The following is a 13,207-nucleotide window of genomic DNA, read 5'->3' on the forward strand; positions in this document are numbered from 1 at the left end:
ACAGGAGCTTATGGCCGGAACCCTTTATTCTTGTTAGAGAAGTGTCTTAAGGAATGAGGTCAGTTCTTCTGCATTTTTTGCAGCCTGTGCCGCCGAAGGATGATAGTCTGCTCCATATCCGAGTTCACCTGTCTGTTCCGACATATCGAACCGATAGATATTGTCGGCGTTTGCCGCAAGCTTGTCAAGTGATGCCTTGACATCCTCAAGGGCTGTCCCATGGAGCATCGGTCCTGTAAGCAATACGATTTTGGCCTGAGGCTGGAACATGCGGAGATGTACGAGGAACTTCTTGTATGCTTCCTCGAACAGAGAAATGTCGTAGTCGTTGAGCGACGTATCGTTTGTCCCTAAATTGATACAGATTATATCGGGACGGAAGGAGGCATGATTCCAGTAGTGCGAAGGGTTATAGATGAGTGTGCGGTCATACTCGGCCGGCATCCGCTGTTCAGGTGTCCCCTCGCGAGGTCCACCATAGCTGCGGTACATACCGATTCCTGAGCGCGCCACCACGTTAAAATCGGCATTCAGCGAACGGGCTGTCAGATAGGCATAGCTGAGGGTGTGGTTCTGCGTGTCATAACTGTAGTGTGTCTTGCCGTCAGGCGCTTCGGTGCCGTAGCCGCAAGTGATGGAGTTGCCGATAAATTCTATTTTCAGTCCGGGTCGCTCCGGCGCAGGGAGCAGCTTAGGTGAAGTGCCGGAGATTGTGAATCCACGGAATTCAGGATGTTTTTCATATCCTTCGATGGCATACGTCACACGTAAAGAGTGTTTGCCCTCAGCAAGTGAGTCAGCGAGGGTTATAAGTGAATCGGAATCCGTAAAATTGATTTTGAATGGAGCGAGGGAGTCAATCTCTACCATGAATTGTCCGCTACCCGGAGAAGCCTCCATTGCAATTGACGAGCCTTCGAAGTTGAGCATGGCTGTCGTTCCGGGGTATGAGAATGTGGGAGGTAGAGAGTCGCTCCATAAAATACGTCCCATATAAAGTATCTCCGGATCTGACGGTTCGACTTTGAGCTGTTTTGAATCTGAGCAGGCGCATAGAATCAGTGCTGTGGCCGCAATTAAACTTATGTGTCGTGTTATAAAATTCAATCCCATTGGAAAATTCGTAAAATGAGAGGTTTGAGTGATATATCAGTCACAAAATTACACGATTTTCCCAATCCCGCAAAAAAAGAAGCTGATTGTTGGGCAAAAGGAAGTCAAAAGCATGATTTTTTTGTCAAACTTTTGGAATTCACCTGATTTTCGCTTACCTTTGCACCCGATTTCGCAATCTCTGGCAAGGACATGCAGCCTGCGTATATTGCGAGTAGTGTTAACATTTTTAATATACGTATAGAAAAATGGACTTAATTAAAGTTGCAGAGGAAGCATTTGCCACCGGCAAGCAGCATCCCGACTTCCAGCCCGGCGATACCATTACCGTGGCTTATCGCATCAAGGAAGGTAACAAGGAACGTATCCAGCAGTATCGCGGTGTTGTTATCCGCATCTCAGGTGACGGCGACAAGCGTCGTTTCACAGTGCGCAAGATTTCTGACAACATCGGTGTTGAACGTATCTTCCCCATCGAGTCACCCTTCATCGACTCTATTACCATCAACAAGTATGGTAAGGTACGTCGTGCCAAACTTTACTATCTCCGTGGTCTCACAGGCAAGAAAGCCCGTATCAAAGAGCGCCGCGTAGTGAAGAAGGCGTAAAGATATTGAATACCCGCCCGTCCGGGCGTCCCCCAACTCCATCGCCCGGACATAAAAAGAGCCGCATGCCCTATCATCGTGAGGTGAAAAAGCTTGTGTGGCTCTTTAACTTTGTATATGGCTGTAAGAAGAAATTCGAGTCTAAAATTTTTTCAGATCGGGGCGATAAATGCTGCTACGTCGGTATCACCAAGAAGGTCTGCAATCGTGAGCCACAGCATCAATAATATTATCAGAACAACCACCCCAATGGCAAGCCACAGTGTAGTGCCGGATTTTGTTTTTCTCTCGCTCATAATAATAGTTGTTTTAGGAATTCGTTTATGGTTGGAACTGCTATCTGTCATATTAACACATTGGATGCCGTATTTGTTGAACAGAATGCTCTTTAAGCATTTTTAGCTTATGAATTGACGATTTGGGCGGCGGTCGGATGTTATTAACATAGAACGATACAGTAATAATCAACTCACGAAACAGCCCGCGTCACGCACGCTTCAACATAATCAGACCGAAAGGTTTTCACACCTTTCTCCACGCGGGATTAATCGTCAATCGTATAATATAAACTATTTATGTTATGGGAACGAGAGAAATACACACACGATGCCTTGCAGCGTTTTTCACCTGTTGTATGGCACTCGCTTTCGCAGAGCCGACAGCAGCACAGATGATGGCTGACACGATTGAAGTCAGGCATCTATCCATTGGGATTGATGAGATAGGGCGAGAATCTCACGGCTCGGAAAATATTTACAGAAGACCGGCAGCATTTCCGCCGGTTACACCGGTAGAGGCTATCGCGGATGATGCCGGTATCCCGCTTCCGTCTGCCGATATTCCACAGCGGCACTGGAGCATCTATATGGAACCTTATTCACGGCATGGCGGTCTACATCCCGACTGGCATAGAATGTGGATTAACACAGCCGTGCTGTCGGGCGCTTTTCTCGGTACTCTGTTTGTTTTGCAATGTCTTCCTGAAGATGCCACAGCATGGAATCGAGCCGCGTATCAGAACACCACATTCTATTCTCGATGGTATAAGAATATATTTGTAAAAAATCCGGAAATAGACCATGATAATGCCATTTTCAACTATGTTCTTCATCCCTATGCCGGGGCTGCTTATTTCATGGCCGCACGGTCGTGTGGATTCAGTTTCTGGGGATCGATGCTCTATTCGGCCCTTATTTCGACAGTAGGGTGGGAGTTTGGTGTCGAGGCATGTATGGAACGACCCTCGTATCAGGATATAATCATCACACCGGTTGTCGGGAGTATTCTCGGAGAACTGTTCTATAAATGCAAGCGTCATATCGTAGAGCATGATTATACTCTGTGGGGGTCGCGGATTATGGGTAATATTGTTGTTTTTCTTGTAGATCCTGTCAACGAGGTGGTCAACTTATTCCGTGGCAGCTACGAGCGTAAATCCCATCTCGGGACTGATAACCCTTCTGTCATACGCGAACGGCCGCTTGTCACATCGACGCTCACCCCTGCCCTTGTCGGTGGCGCACCCGGTTTCACTCTTACATGTACGTTCTGATCGATCGGGTTAATGCTGTCGATGTCAGTCAGAAACTTGGAATATAATACCGTAGCGCCTCTTAATTGGGAAAATTCCATGTAAATTTACCAAGGAAGGTTGAAAAAGCCGTGGTAATATCGGGAATTTTGAGTAACTTTGCGCAAAATTTTTTGTTCGGAACCATGAAACGTAAATGCTATCAGGGGATGAATTTTCGTCCCTACATTTCAAATTCCCAGATACAAGAGCGCATAGGTGTGCTTGCCAAGTCGATATGTGACGAGTATGCCGAGCGTAATCCGCTGTTTATCTGTGTCCTTAACGGCGCAGCTCCATTTGCCGTGGATTTATTTCGTGCGTGTGAGGACATTGATGCCGAGCTGACTTTCGTAAGGCTGAAAAGCTACGATGGGATGGGGTCGACCGGCGTGGTCAAACAGGTGATGGGTCTGAGCGAGAATCTTGCAGGCCGACATATAATCCTTGTGGAAGATATAATCGACACCGGCAATACTATGGTGAAGCTTCTTGCCGACCTTGAAGCCCACAACCCTGCATCACTCCGGATTGCAACGCTTTTGTTTAAGCCGGAGGCGCTTCAACATTCCGAACTAAAGCCTGACTATGTAGGCTTTGAAATCCCAAAGAAATTCATCATCGGTTACGGTCTCGATATTGACGGCCTCGCCCGTAACCTTAATGACATATATATCCTCGATGAAGATTGAGGTCACGGTTTCGACACATAATTCAGTCAGTTGGTGTGGCTGCCCTGTGTAGAGTGGCCGGCACCCAGCTTAAATAAAATAGGATAACGGAATGTTTAATCTTGTAATTTTCGGTGCTCCCGGAAGCGGGAAAGGCACCCAAAGTCAAAAACTTATCGACCGCTACGGTCTTACTCACATTTCAACCGGCGATGTGCTTCGTTCGCAAATTGCAGCCGGAACAGAACTTGGCAAGATTGCCGACAGCTACATATCGAAAGGATGCCTGATTCCTGATGAACTCATGGTCGATATTCTGGCTCAGGAGATCGACCGTCTTCGTCCCACTTCAAACGGTTTTATTTTTGATGGATTTCCACGTACAATCCCTCAGGCCGAGGCTCTGAAAAAGATGCTTGAGCAGAGAGGCGAAGAGGTCCATTCGGTAATCGGCCTCGAAGTCGCAGACGAGGAGCTGATGGAACGTCTCATCAAGCGCGGCGAGCAGAGCGGCCGTTCCGACGACAATCCTGAAACAATCGGTAACCGCCTGAAAGTATATCATTCCACTACTTCGCCTCTGCGTGACTACTATACAAAGGAAGGCAAGTATACTCCAATTCACGGGGAGGGACATGTGGACGAAATCTTCAACAATATCGTCAATGCCATTGATGGTAGCCCCTGTGTGAAGGCTATCTGATTCTCCCTGTAATCACTGACAACTAAAATCTCATAAAAACTCAACTCTCCATGATGGATTTTAAACCTATCAGCGAGCTCACTTATGCCCAAAGCGTAAGTGAGCTCGAAAGTATTTTAAGAATGATGCAGAGCGACACCTGCGATATAGATCATCTTGCGGCCTATACCCGCCGTGCGACGGAGTTGCTGAAGGCATGCCGCACGCGTCTTACCACGACCGAAGAGGAGCTTCGCGATATTCTTGCGTCGCTTGGAAATGAAGTGGCCCGTAATTCATAAACATAAGTTTTTCTTACATGTCGGATCCTCTATGTTTAACATAAAGAGTAAATCGGAAAGTAACCGGAGGATAATAGTATTACCGAATTTTTCCTGTCATTTTTAACAGACATAAAAAATACCAAAACATATTATATTAAACATGAAACTTCTTCCTATCGCAGCTATCGCCATGACGCTTGCAGTTGCAACTACAGGATGTAAGCAGAACAAGACCGAGCATCTTGCCAGTCTTAATGTCGCTTACATGGACACGACAGTCGCTCCCGGCGCAGACTTCTACACCTATGTCAACAAAGGTTGGATGGATGCCAATCCTCTTACCGCCGAACATGCCCGCTACGGACAGTTCGACATTCTCAATGATTCATCAGAAACCCGTGTGCGCAATCTAATCCAGAATCTCGGTGCGTCAAACCCGGAGGAGGGAAGCGTTGCCTATAAGGTCTGGACTGTATACTCGCAGGCAATGGACACAGCGCGCCGCAACGCTGAGGGTGCCAAACCGATTCTTGCCGACCTTAAGAAAATCGAGGATACTCCACATGAAGGCATGGAAGATCTTTTCCTCTGGATGCACGGCAACTACGCAAGCCCGTTCTTCGGAGCCGGCCCGATGGAGGATCTGATGAACTCAACTGTATATGCCATGTATGTCTCTGGCGGTGGCATGGGTCTTGGTGACCGTGACTACTATCTGCTCAACGACGAACGCAATACTGCAGTGCGCAATGCCTACAAGAAGCTTATAGCCACTCAGATGCAGAATGCCGGATATACAGAGGCTGATGCTAACCGCATCATGTCCAATGTCATGAAGATAGAGACCGCTATCGCAGACTCAGCTATGACACGCGAGGAAAGCCGCGATATCCCCCGCATGTATAATCCACGTACTTTCGCCCAGCTTAAGGAATCATATCCGGCCATCAACTGGGACCGTTTCTTCATTGAGACAATGGAAATCGCTTCGCCTGATTCAGTGATTGTCACCGACCCGAAGAGCATGGCGCAGGCCAACAAGCTTATGAGTTCTCTCAGTGACCGCGAAATTAAGGACTACTATCTCTGGAAGTATGTGAGTCAGGCTTCGTCTAAGCTCAGTGATGATTTCACCAATGCCAATTTCGAATTCTCGAAAGTGATGAGCGGTGTTCAGGAACTCCGTCCGCTCTGGAAACGCGCGCTTGATGCGACCGAAGGTGCTCTCGGTGAGGCAGTCGGTGAACTTTATGTAGAGAAATATTTCCCCGCAAGTTCAAAGGAATATATGCTCGGACTTGTTGAAAATCTCCGTACAGCCCTCGGAAAGCATATTGCCAACCTTGACTGGATGAGTGATTCGACCAAGGCTCGCGCACAGGAGAAACTTGCCGCATTCACTGTGAAAATCGGTTATCCCGACAAGTGGAAAGACTACACTTCAATGGAAATCGATCCCAAGCTTAGCTACTATGACAACATGCACAATGTGTCGATGTGGCATCAGCGTGACATCTATTCCAAGTGGGGCAAGCCTGTTGACCGTACCGAGTGGGGCATGACTCCTCAGACTGTGAATGCCTACTACAATCCTCTTGCCAACGAAATCGTATTCCCTGCTGCCATCCTTCAGGCTCCTTTCTTTGATCCGAATGCTTCTGACGCTGAGAACTATGGCGGTATCGGTGTGGTTATCGGCCATGAGATGACCCACGGTTTTGATGATCAGGGCCGTAATTTCGATGCTAACGGCAATATGATCAACTGGTGGACAGAGGCTGATGCCAAGGCGTTCGAAGAGAAAACCAAGGGTCTTATCGCTCAGTTCGACGAGGTTGAAGTGCTTCCCGGCGTTCACGCCAACGGTCAGTATACTCTCGGTGAGAATATTGCAGATCAGGGAGGTCTTCGTGTGGCAATGACTGCATTCCTTGATGCTCAGGCCAAGAAGGGTGTTGACGTTAACTCTCAGGAGGCTCTTATCGACGGTTTCACTCCTGCACAGGTGTTCTATATGAACTATGCGAATCTCTGGGCCAACAATATCCGCGATGAAGAAATCCGCTCGCTTACCACCGGCGACGTGCATTCTCTTGGCAAGAACCGTGTAAATGTTACTCTACGCAACATCGCTCCCTTCTTTGAAGCTTTCGGCATTACAGAGGAGCAGCCGATGTTCCGTCCTGAAGCTGAACGTATCGTTATATGGTAACAGTAACTGTATCCACCGACGGGTACAGCATCAATTGAAATAAAAATAACAGATTTTCTTTTGGTCATGGACTGCAGGAAAATCTGTTATTTTTTTATTTGAGCTTTACGTTATTAACGTATCATGCTTGTATCGAAAGGAGATTGGCTTTGCCGGTTACAGTGATTGAGCGCAGGGTTGCCGGGAAGAGGAGTGTCTCACCTCGTTTGATATTCAGAGTCTGTCTGTCAGAGTCATTGTTATCGGTGGAACTGCTTATCTCTGCCTCGCCATCAAGACACATTACAATCGTGAACGATTCGCGTGTATGCGGAAGCTCGATGATTTCACTGTCTTTAGATTTGATGTTGTCTACGATGAAATAATTACAGTCAGCCAGAAGCGAGCCTTCCGGATTGGAACGGTAGTCGGGGTAGACAGTATAGTCAATCGCATCGCGGGCTTCGGCGGTGTGAAGCTGACGAGGATTGCCATCTTTGTCACGGCGGTCATAGTCGTAGATACGATAAGTGATGTCGCTTGTCTCCTGAATTTCCGCGAGAAGATTGCCTGCGCCTATGGCGTGGATACGTCCGGCCGGAAGAAAGAATGTGTCGCCGGGTGCGGAATCGTAGGCCGCGATAACATCCATGATGCTGTTGTCGGCCACGCGTCGTTCATAATCTTCGGGCGTAGTCTTTTCTTTTAGTCCGACATAGATTTTTGCACCGGGCGCGGTGTCTATGACGTGCCACATCTCGGTTTTTCCGGGACAATGATGACGTTTTTGGGCAAGGGCATCGTCAGGATGTACCTGAACAGAGAGGTCGTCGCAGGCATCAATGAGTTTGATAAGAAGAGGGAAATTCACTCCAAACTGACGGTAGATTGCCTCTCCGACAAGTTCGGCTCCGTATTCATTGATAAGTTCTGTTAGTTTTTTCCCTTTGAGCGGACCACGGTCGACAACAGAAACATGTCCGGGTACGGCTGAGATTTCCCAGCTTTCGCCTATACATGTCTGGTCGGTGGCAATTCCTTTGAACGGGGCTATACGCTCCCCTCCCCAGATCACAGATTTGAGGTAGGGTGCGAAATGCAGCACTTGAGTAAACATGTGTCAATAAAGATTTATAAAAACTATTGGAAACGTGGGGTAGGAGAGGAGATATGAGAATGCGTGTGTTGAGCTGTCAATCAGAGCATCCGCAGAGCTTCCAGCAATTCGAGTGTGTCGAGGCGTGAAAGAGAGCGGCGCTTCAGGAGTGTCGCTGCAAAGTCATGGGCCACGGACTGGACTCCGCGATGAGTGAAGACTCGGTTGAGGTAAGAGAAATTCTTGTCAAAAAGACGGTCGATCTCATCGTCGTCAAGCGAACATGCCTCATGTCCTTCCTCGCGGGCAAAGTCGTGCAGGAAATCATGAAGTTCCTGAGGAAGCTGCTGACGATCCTTGACCATGTGACGGCACATGAAATTCGACATGAGCATTCCAAGTCCGATGTTGTAGTTTTTCAACATCTGATTCCATGCAGTCTTTGCTGACACTCCGGGATTGCCTGCGAAATAGAAGTCGGGTGACATGGCGACCATATCGTTTGGGTCGCAGTCAAGGGAAATTGACGTGAGCATATCCTCGCCGTCAAAAATCATCAGACCGATGGCCATGCCTGTTGCGCCATAGCTTCGGTCGGTATCGTCGGTGTACTTCAGACTTTTCATATATGAGCAGAATATAGTATCAAAACATCCCTACGGGGTTTAGGGTTCTAATTTAAGTTCTAATTAACAACAAGGATTTTGGCAACGACATCGCCTTGTGAGTCGGTCTCGGAACTTACGGAGGCGAATACATAGTAGACTCCGCTTTTGACGCGTGCTCCGTTCATTGTGCATCCGTCCCATGTCGCCATGCCTCCCTGCGATGTGGTCTGGTAGACGAGGTGCATGCCTGAATCCATAATCTTGACAAGCGACTCATCCATAAGGCCCCGGATTGTGATAATCCCGGTATAGTCAGGGGTGACGGGATTGGGATAGGCAATCACATCGGAATAATCCGGCCGTGAAGGAGATGCGGTCGACGAATATTCGTAAAGACCGTTGAGAGTCGAGATAAAAATTGAATTAGAACTTGGATCGACATAAATGTCCGTGATGCAGTTGGTCGGGAGAGGAGAATTTGTCGTATTGAAATTCTCAATAATCTCATCGCCGTTTTCGCTTACGAGATATACGCCTGAGTCTTCGGTGGCAATCCATTTACGATTGGCGGCATCGACGGCTATGGCATATATTTTTTCAGTATCAAGCAGATAGTCGGCAAGATTAGTGCCGTCGTTTCTGGGGACTTTGAGACGGTTGATGCGGAAATCAGATGAAAAGACATTGGCAGGATTTGTTATTTCAAATATACCCTCGGTAGTACCGGCCCATACGCGTCCGCGCTGATCCTCGGTAAAACATAGGATATAGTCAGGTGAAAATGTCTTTCCGTCCTGATCTGTCAGTGATGAGATGACAAGGGCGGTGTCATCGGATGGATCTGTGATGGAACTGCCATAATATAAAGCAGAGAAACCTTGTTTAGCCTCTGCATCCGACATGAATATGGCCGGAATTTTGCTGCACTGGTGCATTACAATGTCGCGCTGCCAGATTGTGCCTCCCATGTCAAGCCCTATCCAGTCTTCCTTGGTTATAGTCGAAGGGTCTTTACGGCGTTTATCAGCCGGAAGAACAATCAGAGGTGGCCAAGTCTTGTCTTCTGTATAGACACCGACCAGCAGGTTTCCATGTTTGTCAAATTGTGCGGTGCTGGGTCTCCATGCCCAGTTTGCATTTTTGTTTATCAGAGAGTTCTCGTCAAATTTTCCGATTTGCCGTCCGTCTTTGACAACGTAGATACCTTCTATGCCGGAGCCTATATAGTGGATGGAATTGTCATCGGGATCTTCGAGCAGAAAGGTCGGTGAGAAAATATAGTCTCCTTTGTTGCGACGGCCATTGGTTGACGCAGATGATTTGAAAGTCAGACCTTCGGTGGCTTCGATGTCTGCCACGTTTCCGTCTTCAATCATGTTGCCTGAAAAAATCAGCTCAAGGAAATCACCGTTTCCGACCGCAAAATGAGCGCTCATTCCGTGGTTGGCGACCATGAAGCCACGGTTGTCGGTCAAAGGGATTATGTGTGATATATCTGAGAATGTGGTGGCATCCGTCGGACGGTATCTGTCGCGCATGACGGTCAGTGAACCGTTGTCTTCAAGCTTGTAATTGGCCAGACCGGTTGCATCTGCGGCCCAGAGAGATTTTGGTCCGTCGATGGTTGAAATTGCGTTGTTCATCAACGGCTCGGGCAGGGATATGGCTTGTGTCTGTGTCCAAGGAGCTGTGAAATGAAGGAGCTTTCCATCGGCAATGGCATAGGCCCCGTTGTCGACCGTAAAGATAGAACTTGTGTTCGTGACGGGAGTCTCTTCCAGAGAGGCGCTTCGGTTGTTGGCTGCGATTGAGAGATGATAGAGTTTCTTGTTGTTACAGTAGACTGCAAAGTGTGTGTCGCCCGACGGGTCATTGTTGCCTAAAGGAACGAAACCCTTGGGTTCTGAGAATATTTGGACAAGAAATGTGAACTTGTCAATGGTGTGATGCTGCCCGTTTTTAGGCGATGTGGTGACATAATATGTCCATTCGCGAGGATTAGTCACGAGGATTATGTTGTCGGGTGTCAGGCCGATACTTCTCACGTTGACGTTGAAAATGCCTGATTCGTCGACTTCAAAGGTACTATCGTTGTATATTACAAAACCGAAAGATGTGGCGATATATATTTTCCCGTCATCGAATTTAACATCATTGATGGTTTTGCTGTCGACATTTGCATTTTTTATGTCAGGGAGATTGATGCGCTCCCCTTCATCGGGAATGATGTCGATGTTACCGTCCTCATATGTTGCAAGAAGATATTTTCGTTCGAAATTATAGAAAATATCCTTGATGCGGCCTCCTGCAATGTCTACTTTTGGCTCGAAAACGCGGCTTTCGTCGTTGGTCTTGTCATAGGAGTGAAGAGAGCCGGATGTTGCGAGATAGACAAATTGCGGTGTCTCGATCAGACGGTCGGGAATACCGAAGACCGGATAGACTTTCCAGCTGCCTGTGGCAAGCTGGGCATTTATGGCAGCCGGCAGAAGTGCGAGTAGCAATAGGGGCAGCTTTCGTAACATTAGAGTGATTTTCAATGGTTGGAGAGGTTAAAAGGATGATTTAATCTTGGAGAGGGATGTCGCGGGAGATGACGGGACATCTCAGTCTACAGTCTGCAGATAGGCCATGAGTTTTTCTGTTGCTCTTCCACGATGGCTGATGGCATTTTTGGCATCGGCACTCATTTCGGCAAAACTCATGTCGCTTTCATCCGGCTGGAAAACCGGGTCGTATCCGAATCCGTCCGCACCGTGTGGTTCGGTGAGGATTCTGCCTTCCACCTGTCCCTCGAATGTCGTTTCGACTCCGTTAAGGATAAGAGCGATGACTGTGACAAACCGTGCGCGGCGGTCGGTGATGCCCTGAAGATTTTTCAACAGCAGTGACATGTTGGCCACGCTGTCGTGACCGGGACCGGCATATCTGGCTGAATACACACCGGGCGCACCGTCAAGGGCGTTTACCATAAGACCTGTGTCGTCGGCAAAACAATCATAGCCGTAATGCTGTTTCACATAACGGGCCTTCATGATGGCATTTCCTTCGAGTGTGTCGGCGGTTTCGGGAATATCGTCCTCACAGCCAATCTCTTTTAATGACAATATACGGAACTTTCCACCGAAGATACGGCGGATTTCCTCAAGTTTGTGGGAATTATTTGTTGCGAATACTATATCTTGCATATTAATTATAAACGTATTCAGTATTTTAATATTGCTCATAGCTTTTAATTTTATGGGAATGTCGCATCTTATGGCTGTCACAATGGCTTTAGGCAGATTTGCATTTGTAAATTTAGCCGATAGGCTTGGTGTGTCTGATTGTCAGGTGTTTAATGTGATAAGAATAAATTGTGAAAAAAAGTGTGGTTTTTATGCTGTTTAGTTTTGTAAATTTTTGTAATTTTACACCCTCTAAACTATCCCTTGCAAGTAAATCCTATGGCTGAAGAAGTTTACCATATTCCTGCGCTGCTCCCCGAAACAATTGAAGCCCTTGACATCCATCCCGGTGGCATATATGTCGATGCGACATTTGGAGGAGGCGGACATTCTCGCGCTATAATGGAACGACTCGATGCTGTAGCCGGAGGGCATCTCTATTCGTTTGATCAGGATGAGGATGCGGTGAAGCGGGCACCGGCCGACGACCGTTTTACTATGGTCTATTCCAATTTCCGTTTTATCACAAACTTCATGCGTTACTACGATGTGGACGGTGTCGACGGGATATTGGCCGACCTTGGAGTGTCGTTTCATCATTTCGATGATACCGAACGAGGGTTTTCCTTCCGATTCAACGGACCGCTTGATATGCGCATGAACCGTCAGGCACCACATTCGGCCGCTGATCTTGTCAACACTCTGCCGGAGGAGAAAATCGCCGACATTCTCTACATTTACGGCGAACTGAAGCAAAGCCGGGCAATGGCGCGTTCGATTGCCAGAGCCCGGCAGTCGTCTCCCCTGACAACGATCGGACAGCTTGTCGAGTGCGTGAAACCTCACATCGACCCGAGAAAGGAGAAAAAGGAACTTGCCCAGATTTTTCAGGCTCTCCGTATTGAAGTCAATGATGAAATGGGCGCTCTGAAAGACCTGCTGCAAGGGGCGATGGAAGTTCTGAAACCGGGTGGACGGCTTGCTGTGATTACATATCACAGTCTTGAAGACCGTCTGGTGAAGAATTTTATGAAAACCGGCGATTTTGTCGGAAAAGCCGATAAGGACTTTTTTGGCAAAATCAATGCTCCGCTCAAACCGCTCGGCAACAAACCGATAGTCCCTGATGCCGGTGAAATAGAGCGTAATCCCCGCTCACGCAGTGCAAAGCTCCGCGTAGCGCTCAAATTATAGATATCCATAACGCTAACTCTCAA

13 protein-coding genes are annotated in these 13,207 nt (G+C 47.7%); 7 read left to right on the forward strand and 6 right to left on the reverse strand.

Translation table 11 applies throughout. The annotated features are described in order from the left end of the window. Positions 1 to 33: 33 nt before the first annotated feature. The gene (locus E7747_RS05970; protein WP_168185251.1) at positions 34 to 993 is read right to left on the reverse strand and encodes an SGNH/GDSL hydrolase family protein; all 960 of its coding nucleotides are present in this window, start codon (positions 991 to 993) and stop codon (positions 34 to 36) included. Between the two features lie 368 nt (positions 994 to 1,361). Here E7747_RS05970 and rplS point away from each other — a divergent pair, with 368 nt between their 5' ends. Further along, positions 1,362 to 1,721, forward strand: coding sequence for a 50S ribosomal protein L19 (gene rplS / locus E7747_RS05975; RefSeq protein WP_123613700.1), 360 nt, complete (start codon positions 1,362 to 1,364; stop codon positions 1,719 to 1,721). Between the two features lie 152 nt (positions 1,722 to 1,873). Here the strand turns inward: rplS and E7747_RS16525 are convergent, their stop codons facing one another. After that, positions 1,874 to 2,017, reverse strand: a complete 144-nt coding sequence (locus E7747_RS16525) for a hypothetical protein (protein WP_168185252.1) — start codon at positions 2,015 to 2,017, stop codon at positions 1,874 to 1,876. Between the two features lie 338 nt (positions 2,018 to 2,355). Between E7747_RS16525 and E7747_RS05980 the strand changes: the two genes are divergently transcribed. The 5 genes from E7747_RS05980 to E7747_RS06000 all read left to right on the forward strand — a co-directional run bounded on the left by E7747_RS05980 (position 2,356) and on the right by E7747_RS06000 (position 7,140). Then, on the forward strand, positions 2,356 to 3,273 hold the full coding sequence (locus E7747_RS05980; protein WP_228449268.1) for a DUF3943 domain-containing protein: 918 nt from the start codon (positions 2,356 to 2,358) through the stop codon (positions 3,271 to 3,273). Between the two features lie 164 nt (positions 3,274 to 3,437). Beyond that, on the forward strand, positions 3,438 to 3,983 hold the full coding sequence (gene hpt, locus E7747_RS05985) for a hypoxanthine phosphoribosyltransferase (RefSeq protein ID WP_228449269.1): 546 nt from the start codon (positions 3,438 to 3,440) through the stop codon (positions 3,981 to 3,983). A gap of 91 nt (positions 3,984 to 4,074) precedes the next feature. Then, positions 4,075 to 4,665: an adenylate kinase gene (locus E7747_RS05990; protein WP_123613697.1), complete on the forward strand. Its 591-nt coding sequence runs from the start codon at positions 4,075 to 4,077 to the stop codon at positions 4,663 to 4,665. A 50-nt stretch (positions 4,666 to 4,715) separates the two neighbouring features. Next, positions 4,716 to 4,946, forward strand: coding sequence for an exodeoxyribonuclease VII small subunit (gene xseB, locus E7747_RS05995; RefSeq protein WP_123613696.1), 231 nt, complete (start codon positions 4,716 to 4,718; stop codon positions 4,944 to 4,946). 142 nt (positions 4,947 to 5,088) lie between these two features. After that, positions 5,089 to 7,140 (forward strand): M13 family metallopeptidase, encoded by a 2,052-nt coding sequence (locus tag E7747_RS06000; RefSeq protein WP_228449270.1) that lies wholly within the window; start codon positions 5,089 to 5,091, stop codon positions 7,138 to 7,140. 121 nt (positions 7,141 to 7,261) lie between these two features. Here the strand turns inward: E7747_RS06000 and E7747_RS06005 are convergent, their stop codons facing one another. The 4 genes from E7747_RS06005 to E7747_RS06020 form a co-directional block, all read right to left on the reverse strand. Further along, the gene (locus E7747_RS06005; RefSeq protein ID WP_136414743.1) at positions 7,262 to 8,236 is read right to left on the reverse strand and encodes a type I phosphomannose isomerase catalytic subunit; all 975 of its coding nucleotides are present in this window, start codon (positions 8,234 to 8,236) and stop codon (positions 7,262 to 7,264) included. Between the two features lie 80 nt (positions 8,237 to 8,316). Further along, the gene (locus E7747_RS06010; RefSeq protein ID WP_123613694.1) at positions 8,317 to 8,841 is read right to left on the reverse strand and encodes a hypothetical protein; all 525 of its coding nucleotides are present in this window, start codon (positions 8,839 to 8,841) and stop codon (positions 8,317 to 8,319) included. 59 nt (positions 8,842 to 8,900) lie between these two features. Beyond that, positions 8,901 to 11,348, reverse strand: a complete 2,448-nt coding sequence (gene porZ / locus E7747_RS06015) for a type IX secretion system anionic LPS delivery protein PorZ (protein WP_136414745.1) — start codon at positions 11,346 to 11,348, stop codon at positions 8,901 to 8,903. A gap of 81 nt (positions 11,349 to 11,429) precedes the next feature. Further along, entirely contained in the window at positions 11,430 to 12,011 is a 582-nt protein-coding gene (locus E7747_RS06020; RefSeq protein ID WP_123613692.1) for a non-canonical purine NTP diphosphatase, read from the reverse strand. Positions 12,012 to 12,269: 258 nt separating this feature from the next. Here E7747_RS06020 and rsmH point away from each other — a divergent pair, with 258 nt between their 5' ends. Further along, entirely contained in the window at positions 12,270 to 13,184 is a 915-nt protein-coding gene (gene rsmH, locus E7747_RS06025) for a 16S rRNA (cytosine(1402)-N(4))-methyltransferase RsmH (RefSeq protein ID WP_136414747.1), read from the forward strand. Positions 13,185 to 13,207: the final 23 nt, after the last annotated feature.

Origin of the sequence: Duncaniella dubosii (genome assembly GCF_004803915.1) — a bacterium.
GTDB lineage: Bacteria > Bacteroidota > Bacteroidia > Bacteroidales > Muribaculaceae > Duncaniella > Duncaniella dubosii.

Bases quoted from the DNA above. Each gene is read 5' to 3' on its own strand.
- E7747_RS05970 (WP_168185251.1), bottom strand. From the start codon at position 993: ATGGGACGTATTTTATGGAGCGACTCTCTACCTCCCACATTCTCATAC.
- rplS (WP_123613700.1), top strand. From the start codon at position 1,362: ATGGACTTAATTAAAGTTGCAGAGGAAGCATTTGCCACCGGCAAGCAG.
- E7747_RS16525 (WP_168185252.1), bottom strand. From the start codon at position 2,017: ATGAGCGAGAGAAAAACAAAATCCGGCACTACACTGTGGCTTGCCATT.
- E7747_RS05980 (WP_228449268.1), top strand. From the start codon at position 2,356: ATGGCACTCGCTTTCGCAGAGCCGACAGCAGCACAGATGATGGCTGAC.
- hpt (WP_228449269.1), top strand. From the start codon at position 3,438: ATGAAACGTAAATGCTATCAGGGGATGAATTTTCGTCCCTACATTTCA.
- E7747_RS05990 (WP_123613697.1), top strand. From the start codon at position 4,075: ATGTTTAATCTTGTAATTTTCGGTGCTCCCGGAAGCGGGAAAGGCACC.
- xseB (WP_123613696.1), top strand. From the start codon at position 4,716: ATGATGGATTTTAAACCTATCAGCGAGCTCACTTATGCCCAAAGCGTA.
- E7747_RS06000 (WP_228449270.1), top strand. From the start codon at position 5,089: ATGAAACTTCTTCCTATCGCAGCTATCGCCATGACGCTTGCAGTTGCA.
- E7747_RS06005 (WP_136414743.1), bottom strand. From the start codon at position 8,236: ATGTTTACTCAAGTGCTGCATTTCGCACCCTACCTCAAATCTGTGATC.
- E7747_RS06010 (WP_123613694.1), bottom strand. From the start codon at position 8,841: ATGAAAAGTCTGAAGTACACCGACGATACCGACCGAAGCTATGGCGCA.
- porZ (WP_136414745.1), bottom strand. From the start codon at position 11,348: ATGTTACGAAAGCTGCCCCTATTGCTACTCGCACTTCTGCCGGCTGCC.
- E7747_RS06020 (WP_123613692.1), bottom strand. From the start codon at position 12,011: ATGCAAGATATAGTATTCGCAACAAATAATTCCCACAAACTTGAGGAA.
- rsmH (WP_136414747.1), top strand. From the start codon at position 12,270: ATGGCTGAAGAAGTTTACCATATTCCTGCGCTGCTCCCCGAAACAATT.